General features: G+C 56.1%; 15 protein-coding genes. 9 read left to right on the top strand and 6 right to left on the bottom strand.

Translation table 11 applies throughout. The features are described from left to right. Positions 1 to 159: 159 nt before the first annotated feature. Both K1718_RS05850 and K1718_RS05845 read right to left on the bottom strand, forming a co-directional pair. Positions 160 to 1,221, bottom strand: coding sequence for an ABC transporter ATP-binding protein (locus tag K1718_RS05850; RefSeq protein WP_152500044.1), 1,062 nt, complete (start codon positions 1,219 to 1,221; stop codon positions 160 to 162). Positions 1,222 to 1,246: 25 nt separating this feature from the next. Next, the gene (locus tag K1718_RS05845; protein ID WP_152500043.1) at positions 1,247 to 2,026 is read right to left on the bottom strand and encodes an IclR family transcriptional regulator; all 780 of its coding nucleotides are present in this window, start codon (positions 2,024 to 2,026) and stop codon (positions 1,247 to 1,249) included. A gap of 119 nt (positions 2,027 to 2,145) precedes the next feature. Between K1718_RS05845 and K1718_RS05840 the strand changes: the two genes are divergently transcribed. The 9 genes from K1718_RS05840 to K1718_RS05800 all read left to right on the top strand — a co-directional run bounded on the left by K1718_RS05840 (position 2,146) and on the right by K1718_RS05800 (position 12,605). After that, on the top strand, positions 2,146 to 3,405 hold the full coding sequence (locus tag K1718_RS05840) for an ABC transporter substrate-binding protein (RefSeq protein ID WP_152500042.1): 1,260 nt from the start codon (positions 2,146 to 2,148) through the stop codon (positions 3,403 to 3,405). Positions 3,406 to 3,594: 189 nt separating this feature from the next. After that, a complete protein-coding gene (locus tag K1718_RS05835) occupies positions 3,595 to 4,512 on the top strand; it encodes a carbohydrate ABC transporter permease (protein WP_152500041.1) in 918 nt (305 codons plus the stop codon). Between the two features lies 1 nt (position 4,513). Next, positions 4,514 to 5,362, top strand: a complete 849-nt coding sequence (locus K1718_RS05830) for a carbohydrate ABC transporter permease (RefSeq protein WP_152500040.1) — start codon at positions 4,514 to 4,516, stop codon at positions 5,360 to 5,362. A gap of 54 nt (positions 5,363 to 5,416) precedes the next feature. After that, a complete protein-coding gene (locus tag K1718_RS05825; protein ID WP_265682987.1) occupies positions 5,417 to 7,495 on the top strand; it encodes an alpha-galactosidase in 2,079 nt (692 codons plus the stop codon). Positions 7,496 to 7,557: 62 nt separating this feature from the next. Next, positions 7,558 to 8,322 (top strand): SDR family NAD(P)-dependent oxidoreductase, encoded by a 765-nt coding sequence (locus tag K1718_RS05820; protein WP_265682985.1) that lies wholly within the window; start codon positions 7,558 to 7,560, stop codon positions 8,320 to 8,322. Continuing rightward, positions 8,319 to 9,239, top strand: coding sequence for a 2-dehydro-3-deoxygalactonokinase (locus tag K1718_RS05815; protein WP_265682984.1), 921 nt, complete (start codon positions 8,319 to 8,321; stop codon positions 9,237 to 9,239). The genes K1718_RS05820 and K1718_RS05815 overlap by 4 nt, the downstream gene beginning before the upstream one ends. After that, entirely contained in the window at positions 9,236 to 9,850 is a 615-nt protein-coding gene (locus K1718_RS05810) for a 2-dehydro-3-deoxy-6-phosphogalactonate aldolase (protein WP_265682983.1), read from the top strand. The genes K1718_RS05815 and K1718_RS05810 overlap by 4 nt, the downstream gene beginning before the upstream one ends. Before the next feature lie 5 nt (positions 9,851 to 9,855). Next, a complete protein-coding gene (locus K1718_RS05805) occupies positions 9,856 to 10,695 on the top strand; it encodes an SMP-30/gluconolactonase/LRE family protein (protein ID WP_265682982.1) in 840 nt (279 codons plus the stop codon). 8 nt (positions 10,696 to 10,703) lie between these two features. Continuing rightward, on the top strand, positions 10,704 to 12,605 hold the full coding sequence (locus K1718_RS05800) for a beta-galactosidase (RefSeq protein ID WP_265682981.1): 1,902 nt from the start codon (positions 10,704 to 10,706) through the stop codon (positions 12,603 to 12,605). Positions 12,606 to 12,689: 84 nt separating this feature from the next. Here K1718_RS05800 and K1718_RS05795 read toward each other — a convergent pair whose 3' ends face one another. The 4 genes from K1718_RS05795 to K1718_RS05780 form a co-directional block, all read right to left on the bottom strand. Then, on the bottom strand, positions 12,690 to 13,364 hold the full coding sequence (locus K1718_RS05795; protein WP_265682962.1) for a DsbA family oxidoreductase: 675 nt from the start codon (positions 13,362 to 13,364) through the stop codon (positions 12,690 to 12,692). 22 nt (positions 13,365 to 13,386) lie between these two features. Continuing rightward, positions 13,387 to 15,285, bottom strand: coding sequence for a monovalent cation:proton antiporter-2 (CPA2) family protein (locus K1718_RS05790; protein WP_265682960.1), 1,899 nt, complete (start codon positions 15,283 to 15,285; stop codon positions 13,387 to 13,389). Beyond that, the gene (locus K1718_RS05785; protein ID WP_247649406.1) at positions 15,285 to 15,893 is read right to left on the bottom strand and encodes an NAD(P)H-dependent oxidoreductase; all 609 of its coding nucleotides are present in this window, start codon (positions 15,891 to 15,893) and stop codon (positions 15,285 to 15,287) included. Before K1718_RS05785 ends, K1718_RS05790 begins: the two co-directional genes overlap by 1 nt. A gap of 290 nt (positions 15,894 to 16,183) precedes the next feature. Then, the gene (locus K1718_RS05780) at positions 16,184 to 17,305 is read right to left on the bottom strand and encodes a Gfo/Idh/MocA family protein (RefSeq protein WP_265682959.1); all 1,122 of its coding nucleotides are present in this window, start codon (positions 17,303 to 17,305) and stop codon (positions 16,184 to 16,186) included. Position 17,306: the final 1 nt, after the last annotated feature.

Genomic DNA, 17,306 nt, shown 5'->3' with positions numbered 1-17,306 from the left:
GTAGCGTAATAACGCCAATCCGACAATTTTAAGTATTTACCTGTTGCCCAAAGACGATAGAAACTCAAAAAAAACCCCGGCAAACAGCCGGGGTCGTATGCACTTTGAGCCAAAGTCCGGGAGGAAGGGCTTTGGTGCAAGTTGGAGCGTTTTCTCTGCTTAGCGCAGACGTTTTTCTGTCTTGATGTCGAAATACATCGCCGATGCCGGGTCGAACGAGACGGAAACTGTTCCATCTGCAGGCGGTTGATCCTCGCCCTTTGTCTCAACGATGACACGCTCACCTGTCGGACACACCAGATAGGTGTAGGCAACACCGCCCAATTGCTCGCAAAGATCAACCCTTGCACCTTCTGTGCTCGGTGCAATGTCGAAATGCTGAGGCCGCAGTCCGACAAGAACCTTCTCGCCCTTGGCCGGCAAAGCCACGGATGTCGGAACCTTGGTATCGCCAAATGCCGGAACGATTACCGCGCCTTCGTCTGCCACGCCTTCAACGAAATTCATGCTCGGCGATCCGATAAAGCCGGCAACAAAACGATTGTCCGGATCGGAATAAAGGTTCATCGGGGAACCTACCTGCTCGATGATACCTCCGCGCAGCACGACGATCTTGTCCGCAAGGGTCATGGCTTCGACCTGATCGTGCGTCACGTAGATCATCGTCGCGCCGATATCCTTGTGCAGACGTGCGATTTCAACGCGCATGTCGACACGCAGTTCGGCATCCAGGTTCGAGAGCGGCTCATCGAACAGAAACACTTCCGGGCCGCGGACAATCGCACGCCCGATGGCCACACGCTGACGCTGCCCGCCGGACAGCGCTTTCGGCTTGCGTTTCAAATACGGATCAAGCTTCAGGATCCTGCTGGCTTCCGAGACTTTTTCATGAATCTCGGTCTTGGGGTGACCGTTCATCTTGAGGCCGAAGCCCATGTTCTCTTCAACCGTCATGTGCGGATAAAGGGCGTAAGTCTGAAACACCATGGCAACGCCACGTTCCGCCGGATCCACTCTGGTAACGTCGCGGCCACCGATCTCGATCTTGCCGGAGCTTGTTTCTTCCAGGCCTGCGATCATCCGGAGCAATGTGGATTTGCCGCAGCCGGAAGGCCCGACAAAGACGCAAAACTCACCATGCTCGATCTGGAGATCCACTCCATGGATCACCTGAAGATCGCCATATTGTTTGACGGCATTTGTAAGAGTTACGCCAGACATCTTATTTCTACTCCCTCCGAAATGTTCACGCGGGGAACTGCCAGTCTTCGACTGCCGCGGCAATCTTGGATGCGGCCTGCTCCAATGCAGGACGCGCATTCATCAGTTCATCCAAATTTTTTCGCTGTGTTGATGTTGTCACGGACAGGGCGCCGACCGGCCGCCCTTTGGTGGACAGGATTGGAGCGGCAATACAGATGATCCCGGGTTCGTGCTCCTCCCGGTCAAAGGCGATGCCGTCCTGCCTGATCTGGTCAAGTTCCGCGCGGAGCGCCGCTTCGGTTACGAGCGTTGCCGGCGTGTACCTGTAAAAAGACTGTTTCTGAATAATCTGGTCGATCTCGCTTGGGTCCTGAAAAGCCATCAGAGCTTTTCCGACACCCGTGCAATGTCCAGGCCCGACCTTGCCGGCCTGCGAGAACATGTCGATCGCATTCTGGGGGTTGCGCTTGTCGACATAGAGCACCTGCCCGTTGTCCAACTGTGCCAAGTGGACCGTCTCGCCAACCTCGTCGGAAAGCGCGGAGATGAAGGGCCGCGCTATGGGCGCGATGGAACTTTGACGCCAAGCTGCATGTGCCAGCCGCACAAGACGGATGCCGAGCGAGTAGGTCTGCTGCTTGTCGTCATAGGCCAGCATGCCCTGGTTCACGAGGGTCTGCAGCAGACGATAGAGTGTCGCCTTGGGATGCGCACTTTCTGAAAGCAGCTCGGAAAATCGCACAGGCCGACCCACGGCTGCGACTTTGTCGAGCACTTCAAGAGCCTTTCCGACCGTACCGTCGCCGGTGGCCTGCTTGTTCATTTTTTCCTCCACTCGGCCCGTTTCTTTATGTCGGACCTGTTGACAACCTAACCTGATCGCAGCAAAGTATCAATATACAAAACTAAGTTTCACATAATGGAACCTAAAGGGAGGACACCATGCGTTCCATGCTGAAAACGTCCGCTGCGGCGTTTGCCATTCTGGCAGCCTCAATGGGCGGAGCATCTGCTGACGGCCTGACAGGCGATCTGAGAATTTTCCTCGATACATCCAATCCGGCGCCGCGCGCGACCATGGAAAAGATGATTTCGCAGTTCCAGGAAAAGAACCCGGATCTGAACATCGAGACGACAGTTATCGATCGTGAAGCCTACAAGACACAGATCCGTAACTTCCTGTCTGCAAATGCGCCGGACGTTGCAACCTGGTATGCGGCAAACCGCATGCGCCCTTATGTTGAAGCAGGCTTGTTCGAAGACGTATCTGACCTGTGGGCAGATCCGGCAATCGGCGACAACCTGGCCTCGACCAAGGGTGCGATGACCATTGATGGGAAGCAGTGGGGCGTGCCCTACACCTACTATCAGTGGGGCGTTTACTACCGCAAAGACATCTTTGACGAGCTTGGCCTTTCCGAACCGACAACCTGGGAAGAAGAAAAAGCCAACTGTCAGAAAATCATCGACGCCGGCAAGAAATGCTACACCATCGGAACCAAGTTCCTTTGGACCGCAGGCGGCTGGTTTGATTACCTGAACATGCGCACGAACGGCTTCGACTTCCACATGGACCTGCTGACCGGCAAAGCCAAGTGGACCTCTGATGAAGTACGCCAGACGTTTGCCAACTGGCGCGAACTCATCGACATGGGTGCGTTCATCGACAATCACCAGACCTACAGCTGGCAGGAAGCTCTGCCGTTCATGGTCAAGGGTGATGCAGCAGCATACCTGATGGGCAACTTTGCTGTTGCACCGCTGCGTGATGCAGGCCTGACTGACGACCAGCTCGATTTCTACCAGTTCGTTGAAATCACACCGGGCGTTGAAAAGGCTGAAGATGCTCCGACTGACACCTTCCACATTCCGGCAAATGCCCAGAACAAGGAAGCGGCACGCGAATTCCTGAAATTCGTCGTCTCTCCGGACATCCAGACCCAGATCAACGATGGCAAGAACCTCGGCCAGCTGCCGGTGAATGCACAGTCTTCCGTTGATAAGGACAAGTTCCTCGAGCAGGGCTTTGAAATGCTGTCCACCAACTCTCCGGGCGGCGTTGCTCAGTTCTTTGACCGCGATGCTCCGGCTGAAATGGCAAAAGTTGCCATGGAAGGCCTGCAGGAATTCATGGTCAAGCCGGACAATCTCGACAAGATCCTGGATCGTCTGGATCGCGCTCAGGAGCGCATCTACAAGTAAGCTCTCCTATCGAGCCGGACAGGGTGCTTCCTGCACCCTGTCCTTTTCCAATTCGTTTCTCCGACAGGTTCGGGGACCGGCCTCGCAGCGCGCGCCCGTGTGACGACAATGGGCGACCGGTTGATAATTGGGTGAACGCGCACGTGACATGAGCTGACTCTCTGCCGGATCAAAAGAAGAGCAACGACAATGGCTCAAGCATCTGTCGAAGGAACCCGCCAAAGCTCCTGGTGGCATCGCAATCAGCAACAGCTGACACCCTGGCTTTTTTTGGCACCGGGTATCCTGTTTTTCCTGTTCTATGTGATCTTCCCGATCTTCCAGTCCTTTAACCTGTCTCTGTACCAGTGGGACGGACTTGGAGCCGCGGAATATGTTGGCGTCAGCAACTATGAAGAGCTTTACTGGGACGAGGCCTTTTATACGTCCCTGAAAAACAACGTGATCTGGCTGGTGCTGTACCTTGCAGCAATTCCCGCCGGCTTGTTTATCGCCCTCTTTCTGAACCAGACGGTAACCGGGATCCGGGTCTACAAATCCCTGTTCTTTTTCCCCTTCGTGATCTCGCAGGTCGTCGTCGGTCTGGTCTTCACCTGGTTCTACGATCCGACATTCGGCATCCTCAACGTGGTGCTCGGCTCAGTAGGCCTGCCGCCCATGAACGTGCTAGGCGATGAAAACTGGGTAACCGTCGGCATCATCATTGCCGGCCTCTGGCCCCAGACCGCCTACTGCATGATCCTTTATCTAACGGGTCTGAATGCCGTCGATCCAGAACAGATCGAAGCTGGTCGCCTTGATGGCGCCAAGGGCTGGCGCATGCTCTGGTACATCATCGTTCCTCAGCTGCGCCCTGCGACGTTCATCGCATTCGTCGTCACCATCATCGGCGCCTTGCGATCATTCGACCTCATTTCAGTCATGACCAACGGCGGTCCATTCGGCTCCAGCCGCGTCCTCAGCTTCTACATGTTCGAGGTTGCGCTGTCCGAATATGGCTTCCGTATGGGCTACGGCGCTTCGATCGCTGTCGTCCTGTTCCTGATCATGCTGGCCTTCATCGCCTACTTCCTCTGGTCGATGTACAAAGAAGAAAAGGCGCGCTGAGATGTTTCCGACACCTATTGAACGCTCGCCACGAGCCTGGCAGATCACCTATCAAAGTCTTCTGCCTCTCGCCCTGATCCTGTGGCTGCTGCCTCTCATTGCGGTCGCGATCTTCTCCGTCAAGCCGGATGCGGATTTCGTCAATGCAAACTACTGGGGTTGGCCGTCTTCCTTTGAAGGCTTCACCAACTACGCGCTGGTTTTCACCGGCTCGGACATGCCCCAGTATCTCTTGAACTCGTTCAAGATCACCATTCCGACCGTGATCGGGGCCGTGGCCCTGTCCTGCATGACCGGCTTTGCGCTTGGAGTATACAAGTTCAAGTCGAACATCTGGATCTTCTTCATGTTCGTGGCCGGCAACTTCGTGCCGTTTCAGATCCTGATGGTGCCTGTGCGAGATCTGACGTTGCAGATGGGTCTCTACAACACGATTACCGGCCTTGTGCTGTTTCATGTTGCCTTTCAGACCGGCTTTTGCACGCTCTTCATGCGCAACTTCATCCGCGCTCTGCCATTCGAGCTCATCGAAGCCGCGCGCGTTGAAGGCATCGCGGAATGGCGGATCTTCTGGTTTGTTGTTCTGCCGCTGATGAAGCCGGCCATTGCCGCACTGTCGGTTCTCATCTTCACCTTTATCTGGAACGACTACTTCTGGGCCGTTGTGTTGACACAAGGCGTTGAGAGCCAACCGGTGACCGCTGGCATCACATCCTTCAACGCACAGTATCGCGCCGCTTATCACCTGATGAGTGCCGGCTCACTCGTGGCTGCGCTGCCGCCAGTCGCAATGTTCTTCCTGATGCAGCGGCACTTCATTGCCGGACTGACACTCGGAGCCGTGAAATGATCCACGGTCTCCGGGCTTTTCAGCCGATAATCGAAGCTACAGGAAAGGCCGGAAATGCAGGCTAAGACGTGGCATCTTGGTGATGCCCGTCAAAGCCTGGTTCTTGCCAGCTTTGCGGGCCGCCTGCCGGAAGTGATCTATTGGGGCCCGGCTCTACCGGGCAAAGACGATCTCCAGCTACTTGCCGCAGCCTCTCTCACAGATGTGACTGGCGGAATGGTGGATCGGAATGCAGGGATCAGTTTGAGCCCGGAAGCATCACAAACATTTACGGGCCATGCTGGTCTGTCGATTCGTGATACCGATGGCAATATACTGGTTCCGGCCTTCCTGTTCGAAAGCGAAACCACAACTGAAAACGGTTTGAGACTCGAATATAGTGACAGTCATCATGGCCTGACGCTTATATGTGACCTGTCACTGACCGCCGAAGCTTCACTCTTCAAACTCCAGACCCGGCTCGAAAGCACCAATGTCATCCTGGTGGACTGGCTGGCAGCTCCCGTCGTACCAGTGCCTGCGCACACAGGTGAGATGATCGAGTTTTCCGGTCGATGGTGCGCCGAATTCCTGACCAGACGTCTTCCGTTTTCACCTGGTGCACGTGTCAGAGACAACCGGACCGGACGGACGGATCATGCCCATTTTCCGGGCCTGATTGTCTGTAACGGTGCCACCACCAATACCCAGGGAGAGGCCTACTCGTTCCACTATGGCTGGTCAGGCGGTCACAAGATGGTCGCAGAAGAGCTGGCCGACGGACGACGCCACATTCAGTTCGGTCACGCTTCTTCCAGCAAGGAAAAGGGAAAGGCCTTCCAGAGCGCGCCCCTTTACGCCACCTACTCGGCAGAAGGGCTCAACGGAGCCGCAATCCAGTTCCAGCGGTATGCGCGTGACCGAATGGTGACGGGTGCCAGATCGCCAAGGCCCGTGCACTACAATTGCTGGGAAGCGGTCTATTTCGATCACAAGATCAGCGAGCTCAAATCCATCGCCAGCCACGCGGCGGGACTTGGAGCCGAGCGGTTTGTTCTCGACGACGGCTGGTTCGGCCGACGGGATGACGACACTTCATCTCTGGGTGACTGGTTCGTCGACGAACGTAAATATCCCGATGGTCTGACCCCGTTGATCGATCACGTCAAATCGCTCGGCATGGAATTCGGGATCTGGTTCGAGCCGGAAATGATCAACGAGGACAGTGATCTTTATCGAGCTCATTCCGACTGGGTTCTGGGCCGCAAGGACCAAACACGCGGGCGCCAGCAGCTGGTTCTGGACATGTCCCGTGAGGATGTCAGGTCGTATCTATATGACCGGATCGCCGACATCTTGAAAAGCAACGATATCGGTTACATCAAATGGGATCACAACAGGGTCCTGCCGATCGTCGCAGCGGCACAGACGATTGGTGTCTATGAACTTCTGGATCGGCTGCGCGCCAGCTTTCCCGAGGTGGAAATCGAAAGCTGTGCTTCCGGTGGCGCCCGTGTCGACTTCGGCATCCTGGAACGCACTCAGCGTGTGTGGCTGTCCGACAGCAACGATGCGCTGGAACGTCAGCGGATCCAGCATGACGCAGCGCTCTTTCTACCGGGAGCCGTTACAGGCTCGCACGTCGGTCCGCGGCGCTGTCACACATCAGGCCGCGTCCTCGACATGAAACTGCGCGCCTGGACCGCAGCCCAGCGGCATATGGGATTCGAGATGGACCCACGCGAACTGGACGATGCCGAGACAGCCACCCTGTGCGATGCCACCAACTGGTGGAAAGCCAATCGGGACTGGACCATGCAGGCAGACATCCATCGCCTAGACAGTTCCGATCCCGCTGTCATAGCCGAACAACAAATGGCAAGAGACGGTGGCCGTTTCGTCGTGTTTGCGGTATTGGCACGCACTTCCGACCAGATCCTTCCACACCCTGTTCGATTGACAGGACTGGATCCGGACGCGATGTACAGCGTTTCCCTTGCCAATAGGAACGAAGCTCCGAGGCTCTCCCGCGGCAATCCACTCTTGAAAGAAAAAGACATCGAGGTCAGCGGACGCTACCTCATGACACATGGTCTTATCCTTCCCTGGCGCTTCCCGGAGACAATCTGGGTCCTGGAAGGTCAGAGGCTCTAGGCGTTAAGGCGCATTTGAATTCATCGGCGAAGGCCGTCAACACAAACAAAGGCATTGGTCCCATGCACGCTACATTTCCGGATCTTGACGGTGCTTCGGTCTTCATCACCGGTGGCGGTTCCGGCATTGGAGCAGCATTGACCGATGCCTTCATGTCTCAAGGTGCCAAAGTTGCATTTGTGCAGCGGTCAGATGCCACTGATTTCTGTGACGAGATGGAGCAAAAACACGGCGTTAGGCCACTTTTCGTCTCATGCGACATCACCGACATCCCTGCTCTGAAGGGCGCGATCGACAAAGCCGCCGAGGCTCATGGCGCGGTGACCGTCCTGGTGAACAATGCAGCAAATGACAAACGTCATGCGACTGAGGAAGTCGACGAAGAATTCTGGGACTGGTCGCAGGCAATCAACCTGAAAGCCTATTTCTTTGCTTGCCAGCATGTGATCGCTGGCATGAAGGCCGCCGGTGGTGGCTCCATCGTAAATTTCACTTCGATTTCCTATATGATGGGCAACGCCGGCTACGCGGCCTACACCACCGCCAATTCCGGCATCAACGGGATGACGCGCAGCCTGGCGCGCGAATTCGGACCGGACAAGATTCGAGTGAATGCTGTTGCTCCCGGTTGGGTTCTGACTCAAAGGCAAAAGGATCTTTGGGTGACCCCGGAAGCACTTGGCGCGCACATTGATCGGCAATGCCTGAAGGAAGAGCTGTCGCCGGAAGATATTGCTGAACCGGTTCTGTTTCTTGCCTCCAAAACCAGCCGGGCGATGACCGGACAGGCATTGGTTGTGGACGGTGGTGTCGTGGTGACGGGATGACAACACAAACCGACATTACCTGGATTGCTGCGGATTGGGGAACCACCAACCTGCGCGTCTGGGCGCTAAGCGATACCGGTGAGATCCTGATCCATCGCGGCTCCGACAGGGGCATGGGGAAACTCGCGCCGGCAGAATTTGAGCCCGCATTGCTAGACTTGATCGAGGACATTCTGCCTACTCGGGGCGAAGTCCCGATCATGGTTTGTGGCATGGCCGGCTCGCGTCAGGGCTGGGCTGAAGCGCCCTATAAGTCTGTGCCCTGCCCGCCCCCTTCGATAGCTGACGCAACACGAGTTAAGACCGCGGACCCTCGCCTCGATGTGCATATCCTCCCGGGCCTCAAGCAATTGAAGCCGGCAGATGTGATGCGCGGCGAGGAAACCCAAATCGCCGGTTTCCTGGCGGATCAGCCGGTTTTTTCCGGAACGTTGTGCCTGCCCGGCACACATACAAAATGGGTCAAGCTCAAATCTGGGGTTGTTGAACGCTTCCGGACCTGCATGACCGGTGAGACCTTTGCGCTCTATCGACATCGATCCGTACTTCGCCATGGTCTGTCCGAATCTGAATTCGACACTGGCGCGTTCAAGAATGCCGTCCTGTGTGTTCTCCAGGATCCAAAGGTCTTCGCTTCCGAATTGTTCGGCATTCGCGCGGCAAGCCTTGTGGCCGGCCAGACCCCCACAGAAGCCACCGGTCGTTTGTCCGGATTGTTAATCGGTGCTGAACTTGCGTCCATCAGGGACGAATTCGACCTTGCGGATGTTGCTATTCTCGGCAGCAGCAAGATTGCCGGAACCTATCACGCCGCGCTGGAGTGCCTTGGACAAGATGCCAGGTTGCTGGACGCGGAATCCATCACTTTGCGAGGTTTGACCCTCGCCTTTTCTTGCTATGCAAGGGAGACATCATGAGCCGCAATCTGATCGCCATCTTGCGGGGTCTGACACCTGACGAGGCACTGCCTGTCACAGAATGCCTGATTGCCGCGGGCATAACCCGCATCGAAGTGCCTCTCAACTCACCCGATCCGCTCAAAAGCATCGAGGCCATGGTTACCTCGTTTGGAGGCGATGCCGAGATCGGTGCAGGTACAGTTCTGGAGCCGGAACAGGTGCGCAATGTCAAGTCTGCGGGTGGCACTTTGATCGTGTCACCGGACTGCAACCCCGAAGTCATCAGAGCCACCAAAGCAGAAGGCATGTCATCTTTCCCGGGCGTCATGACACCAACGGAAAGTTTCACGGCTCTGCGCAATGGCGCGGATGGCTTGAAGTTTTTCCCCGCGTCCCTCGTCGGCCCTTACGGATTGAAAGCACTTTTGGCGGTTTTACCAAAGGGCACGGCAACTTACGCCGTAGGTGGCGCTGGGCCGGATAATTTTGCTGAATGGATCAAAGTTGGCGCCGCGGGCTTTGGCATCGGAACGGCTCTGTTCAAGCCCGGGTTTACGGTCGATGAGATCGAAGACCGAGCCCAAAAAATCGTATCCGCCTATGACATGGCCGTTACAGCCAGCGAGTAATTTCAATGACAACCATTTTCGACGAACGCCAGTGCAAGCTCGGCGAAGGTCCGCTTTGGCATCCTGAACGACAGCAATTGTTCTGGTTCGACGTATTGAACAAAAAGCTTATGTCCCGGGAAAACGGCACGGCAAAATCTTGGGAATTCGATGAATATGTCTCTGCGGCCGGTTGGGTGAGCAAGACAGAACTCCTGATCGCAAGCGCGAGCAAACTGTTCCTCTTCAATCTCGACACAAAAACATCCATGAAGCTTTGCGACATGGAAGCAGACAATCGGGTGACCCGGTCCAATGATGGCCGTGCAGACCCGAAGGGCGGTTTCTGGATCGGTACCATGGGCATTGAGGCGGAGGCCGGTGCTGGATCCATCTATCGCTTTTACAAAGGAGAGCTGCGCAAGCTCTTCAGTGGCATCACCATTACCAATGCCATCTGTTTCGCACCCGATGGCAACAAGGCCTATTTCTCCGACACGGATACCCAGAATATCCAGCAGTTGATGTTGGACGACCAGGGCTGGCCAACAGGAACACCCAAACTGTTTGTCGACCTTACCGGTGACAACTTGAATCCCGATGGGGCGGTGGTCGACAGCGAAGGGTATTTGTGGAACGCTCAATGGGGCGCAAATCGTGTCGCGCGGTATTCACCTGAAGGCCAGTTTGTCGAGGAAATTAGTTTCCCTGCCAAACAGATATCCTGTCCGGCCTTTGGCGGGGCAGAGCTGCAAACACTCTTTGCGACCTCTGCGGCGGTCGACCTGAGCGGTGTAGACGAGGGAAAGACCTTCTTTGCCCAGACCGGCACCCGTGGTCAGCTCGAACATCGGATCATTTTGTAGGCAACGCAATGAAACGCACCCTGGGCACCTGCTATTATCCGGAGCACTGGCCGGAGGAAATCTGGGAGGCCGACGCAAGGCGCATGGCCGATGCCGGACTGACATGGGTCCGGATTGGCGAGTTCGCCTGGTCCCGGCTTGAACCAACCCAAGGCAATCTGCAATTCGACTGGCTCGACCGAGCAATTGAAGTGCTCGGCAAGGCGGGCTTGAAGGTCGTGCTCGGCACTCCGACTGCAACCCCACCTCATTGGATGGTCGAAAAGCACCCGGACATGCTGGCGGTTGATGTAAATGGTCATCCACGCAAATTCGGATCCCGGCGCCACTACTGTTTCTCGCACGAAGGCTTTCAGCTCGAAAGTGATCGGATCGTGCAACTCCTTGCCGAACGCTATGGCGACAGTCCCTATATCGCGGCCTGGCAAACCGACAACGAGTATGGGTGCCATGACACCGTGCTGTCTTATTCAAACGCAGCGAAAAAGGCATTTGGCCTCTGGTTGGCACGACGTTACGGCTCGATCGAAGCTCTGAACCGCGCATGGGGCAATGTCTTCTGGTCAATGGAATACGCATCCTTTGACTCAATCGACCTGCCCAATCTGACCGTAACCGAACCCAACCCGTCCCACAGCCTGGCGTTCCGCAGGTTCTCCTCCGATCAGGTCGTTGCGTTCAACAAGCGTCAGGTTGACATCATTCGCCGCTACTCCGGCGCACCGATCAGTCACAATTTCATGGGGCGTATCACGGAGTTTGACCATTTCAAGGTCAGCGATGACCTGGATATTGCAACCTGGGACAGCTATCCCCTCGGCTTCCTGGAAGACCGTGTCGGCGCAACTTCCGAGCATCAGCGCCTTTATGCCCGACAAGGCGATCCGGACTTTCAGGCATTTCACCATGATCTCTATCGAGCGGCCGGCAACGGACGCTGGTGGGTGATGGAGCAACAACCCGGGCCGGTCAACTGGGCGCCGTATAATCCGGCGCCGCTGTCTGGCATGATGCGGCTGTGGGCATGGGAAGCCTATGCACATGGCGCTGAGGCCGTTTGCTATTTCCGCTGGCGACAAGCCCCGTTTGCACAGGAACAGATGCATGCCGGCATGCTGCGCCCCGACAATGCCGATGCACCTGCCCTGATCGAAGCACGGCAGGTCCGGGACGAACTGCACGACGCTCCTGATGTGGAGACTTCACCAGCTCCTGTGGCATTGATTTTTGACTATGACGCTGACTTTGCCTGGGCAACCCAGCCACATGGTGCTGGCCTGAGCTATTTTCAGCTTGTCTTCGAAGCTTACAAGGCACTCCGCAGCCTGGGACTTTCCGTAGATATTTTGCGAGGCGAAACACGTGACTTTTCCGGTTATCAGATCGTCGCCGCACCCGGGTTGATCTATATGTCGCAGGACCTCAAAAAGGCTCTCGCCGAAAGCAATGCAGAAGTCGTGCTCGGGCCACGGACAGCCGCCCGCAATGCGGACATGGTCATACCTGTGCCGCTTCCCCCAGACATGCCGGGCCTTGAGGTCACGGTAGCACGTGTTGAAAGCATGCGCCCTGACATGCCCATGCCCCTCAAGGGCGGCGGAAACTTAGTCTCTTATCGCGAAGAACTGGAAGGTGCCGCCGGAACGTTTCTGGAGCTCGAGGACGGGCAGATTGCGGCCATGCGACAAGACAATCTGACTTATGTCGGCGGCTGGTGCGATGGCTTAGCCTGGAAACGGGTTTTCAAGATGCTCTGCGATGAGGCAGGTATTGAAACCTTCGACCTTTCCGGAGGCGTCCGCTGCCGCGACGCAGGCAACATCAGGATCTGGACGAACTACGGAGCTTCACCTTCAGATACACCGGCTGGCCGGATCGATGCCGCCGGTGTTCTGTTCGAAAGGCTCTGAAGTTTTCAGATCTGCTGGGACCGGCAACCGCAAAAAGAAACAGCGTCCATCAAGATGTGAAACCCGGATATCCGGGTTGCAACTTCACTCTGCAGCCTGTCCGGTCACCAGCTGTTGGATGATCGAGGCGTAGTTCTCGGCTCCCTGAGCGCCGCTGACCAGGTGCTTGCGCTCAAAAATAACCGCGGGAACCCCGTGAATGCCGTTTCCAGTCCAGAACGCTTCTTCCTGGCGGACTGTCTCTGCAAAGCGACCGTCCTGCAAAACGTCCAGTGCCTCGTTGCGGTCTAATCCGATGTCTGCCACCACGTCGGCAAGCACCTCATCGTTGTTGAGGTCCTTGCGTTCCTGAAAATAGGCCTGGAACAACGCCATCTTAAGCTGGTGCTCCTTGCCTTGTGGACCTGCCCAATGAATGAGCTGATGGGCCTTGAAAGTGTTGACCATCCGCATGTCATCGGTGAAGTGAAAATCGAAACCAAGCCCTTTGCCGACATCCGTCAAGCGCTCCCGCGCGGCCTGAGACTGCTCCTCCGTGGAACCGTATTTGCGCATGATGTGCTCTTTGAGGTTCTCTCCGTCCGAAGCCATGTCCGGATTGAGTTCAAACGGGTGCCACTTCACGGCTGCAGAAACGCCAGTCATCGCGATGGCCCGTTCGAGTTGCTTGAAGCCGACAATACACCACGGGCAGACGACATCGGACACGATGTCGATTTGCAGAACGGGGTCAGTTTCCTGACCGGTTGCGTCTGTCATCAGGTTTCTCCTTTGCGACCCACTACAAAGTCGCATCACCTTTCGGCGGTGGGTTCCAGCCTCGTTCCGTGCGTTCGTGCCGTTCGTCGCCGCGGTCAACCCGCATGATCTCGAACAGCGTATCGGAATGGGCACGCATCGCATCGATATAGGACGTGTCGACGCCGCCGTCATTGTAATTGGCACGAAGATCGTCGAGCATCGCAAGATCGTGATGACGGAACTCCTGTGCCTTGGTCCGTGACCGGAAGGGGTGGCGGCCAAGTTCGGTGAAGGCGCGCCGGCCAAGTGCCAAGGCTCCCTCGAACACTTCTCGTTCGGCATAGTGCGCGCCGGCATTTTCCAGCTCATAGACATGATGCCGGTCTCTGGCCCGCGCCAGGATCTTCACATTGGGATAGGTCTTGGCAACATGTTCCACCATCAGGGTTTGCTTGTCGCGATCATCGACGGCGGCAATGAAAAGATCTGCATCCTCCAGTCCGGCACCATGCAAGAGATCCGGCCGTGTCGCATCTCCATAGAATGTCCGAATGCCAATCCGGGAGAGATTGTCGATGGTTTGAGGATCATGATCGAGAATGACCACATCATAGCCGCTGGTCAAAAGCATGCGAGAGACGATCTGTCCAAATCGCCCCATGCCGGCAACGACGACACGCCCTCGGCTGTCGATCTTGTCCGGCTCCCGGTCCGATGTTGCGACCGCACGCGGCGCGACCACTTTTTCATAGAAAATGAAAAGGGCGGGTGTAAGAACCATCGAAATGGCCACCACGAGCGTCATGGTCTGGAGAAGGCCCGTTTCCAGGACGCCGCTGCCCGCTGCAAATCCGAACAAGACAAAGGCAAATTCACCAGCTTGCGCCAATCCGAGCGCAAACAGCCATCGATCAGCGCCCTTGAGCTTGAAGATCGTGCCAAGTGCGAAGAGCAAAGCGAATTTGACCGAAAGCAACCCAACTGCAAGCCCGAAGATCGTCAACGGCGCACCGAACAACAATCCGAAGTCGATACCTGCACCAACTGTCAGGAAAAACAAACCGAGCAGAAGACCCTTGAAGGGCTCGATATCGGCTTCTAGCTCATGTCGGTAGTCACTGTCGGACAGGACGACACCGGCCAGAAACGTTCCAAGAGCGGGCGAAAGACCGACAAAGTCCATCAGGAGCGCAATTCCAATCACAAGTAACAGCGCGGTTGCCGTGAAGATTTCCCGCAGACGCGCTTCGGCAATGAAACGGAAAACCGGACGCAGCAGATGACGCCCGGCAATGATGATTGCCGCAATGACAGCAAGAATGATCAGCGCTTGCGCCCAGCTGGGCAGTGAGGCGAGCGCCTCACCACCATGTGCTGCTGCATCGCCATGGCTGTCAGACCCATCGCCGCCACCATGACCGTCACCGTTGCCAGCAGCCAGAAGGGGCAGAACAGCCAGCATCGGAATGACGGCGATATCCTGGGTCAAGAGGACAGAAAACGAACTTTGACCGCCCTGGGTTTTCATCCAACCCTTTTCGTTCAGTGTTTGTAGAACGATTGCCGTCGAAGAGAGAGCCAGGATCATTCCAAGAGCTACCGCACTTTGCCAGGATAGCCCGAAGAGGTAGCCGATGCCTGTAAAGACGGCTGTTGTGCCGACGACCTGTAGACCGCCAAGGCCAATCAGTTGTTGCCGCATTTTCCAGAGCATCGCCGGTCGCAATTCTAGCCCGACCAGAAACAGCATCATCACGACACCAAATTCTGCAAAGTGTTGAACGTCAGCTGTTTCCTTACCGACAATTCCCAGGATCGGACCAATCACAACACCAGCTATCAGATATCCGAGCACGGACCCGAGACCGAGCCGGTTGGCAATGGGCACGGCAATGACTGCTGCGCACAAATAAACGAAAGCGTCGCCCAAGAGACCCATCAGACGGCCTCCCCTTTCAAGATGAAATCGTCCAGGACATCTGTCAGCACGGAAGCATGTGTGGCCTTGTCCAGATCAAGCCGATCCGCGACGAGAGCTTTCAGAAGGTCGTCATAGCCATTACGGTGTATGTCCAACCTGCTGTCTTCCAGTGCGCGGCCTGCGCCATACATCACAAATGGAGCCAGATAACGCATACCGCAAAGGTCGGCGGTCTTCTCGAATGGCGCCAAAAGACTGCGCAGATCAGCGTGGTTCATCCCCTCAGTAGAATAGGCTTCGGACAGAGCGCCGGCCGTAATTGCATTCATGAAGGTCTTACCGTGAAGGGCTTTGCCATGGAGGCCGTAAGCAAATCCGTGTTCCAGAACCAGGTCCTGCCATTCCTTCATGATCGATGGGGCCGAGTACCAATAGAGTGGGTGCTGAAAGACAATCACGTCATGTGCAATCAACTGGGCTTGCTCACTGTCAACATCGATACTGAAGTCGGGATATCTGGCGTAAAGATCGACCGCCGTAACACCTTGAACATTCTGCGCTGTTTCAAACAGGGGCAAATTCACCTCAGACCGGTCGGGCCTGGGATGAGCAAACAGAACTAGCACTTTGGCCAAGAGCAACTCCCGATCATCGAATGGAGATCCAGGCGGGCCTGCCCGCCCATCGGTTGGGCTTCTTGAAAATGTATAGCGCCTGACCCTGGATAGACAAACATCGGGCCTGTCGGACGTCACCGGCGAACAATCGGCGTGTGCCTTCAGGATGGCAATTTCGTGCGCACTCCCCAACGGTTGACTGAGGTTGGGGATCATCGGGAAATCAAACTGGTTCGATTGAGCAGGTTCTGACTTCAGAGTGTCAGATCAAGCAAGCCCGACGCGTGCTTGAAACGACTTCAAAGCTTCACGGGCTTGCCGGTTGCACCGGATTGGGCAATCGCGTGGATCACCTCTTCGAAATGAAGTGCTTCTGAAAACGACGGCACTGCAGGACGGTCGTCCTGAATTGCGCGCAACAGCTCGTTGGCTTCAATCACCTTGAGATCGTTGAACCCAAGTTGGTGACCGGGAGCTGGCACGAACTGACCATAGGGTGGATGCGCGGGCCCGCTCAGCAAGGTCTTGAACCCTTGCTCGGACAGAGGACCCTTGTTCTGATAGAGCCGCAACTCGTTCATACGCTCCTGATCGAACGTGATCATGCCTTCCGTTCCATGGACCTCAAAGGAGATGTAGCTCTTGCGGCCCCAGGCGCTGCGGGAGGTTGAAAAGACACCATGAACACCATTTGCAAAGGTCAACAGCGCCGAGGCAATGTCCTCGTTTTCGACTGGCCTGTGTTCATCCGATCCATCGCCCATTGGCCGTGTCACATGTACGGTTTTGGTCTCCGCGATCAGGCTTTCGATCGGTCCGACCATGGCGACCGCCAGCGAGATCAGATGACAGCCGAGATCTCCAAGCGTGCCGAGTCCTGCCCCTTCTCTGGTGGCGCGCCAGGTCCAGGCAAGATCCGGATCTGCCTGATAATCTTCATCGACCATGCCGCGAAAATGCACGATGCGACCGATGGCACCGTCCGAAATCAGTTTGCGTGCATGTGCAATTGCCGGATTGTGGAGATAGTTGTAGCCGACAATCGTCTTGGCACCTGTTTTGCTCGCCAACTCCAGCATTGCCGTCGAATCTTGCAGCGTCAGTGCCATCGGCTTTTCCAGATGCACATGCTTGCCGGCGTCCAGCGCGGCCATAGCCATTTCCTTGTGCACTTTGTTCGGTGTCGTGATGCAGACAATATCGACCTTCGGGTCGGCTATCAGGTCTTCCCAGTTGTCTGTAGAGCGTGCAAACCCGAACTGATTGCCAAGTGCTTCCGCCTTGTCTGCCGGAACATCACACAAAACCTCCAGCTGAATGTCGGGAACGTCTCCAAAGACCGCCTTCACCGAACCATAGGCGAGCGCGTGACACTTGCCCATGAAGCCGGTGCCGATCAGACCAATGCCGAGCGAATCCATA

This window comes from Roseibium porphyridii, assembly GCF_026191725.2.
GTDB classification, from domain to species: domain Bacteria; phylum Pseudomonadota; class Alphaproteobacteria; order Rhizobiales; family Stappiaceae; genus Roseibium; species Roseibium porphyridii.
Note: the sequence above shows the minus strand (reverse complement) of the source record. Positions and strands in the feature narration are given on the sequence as shown.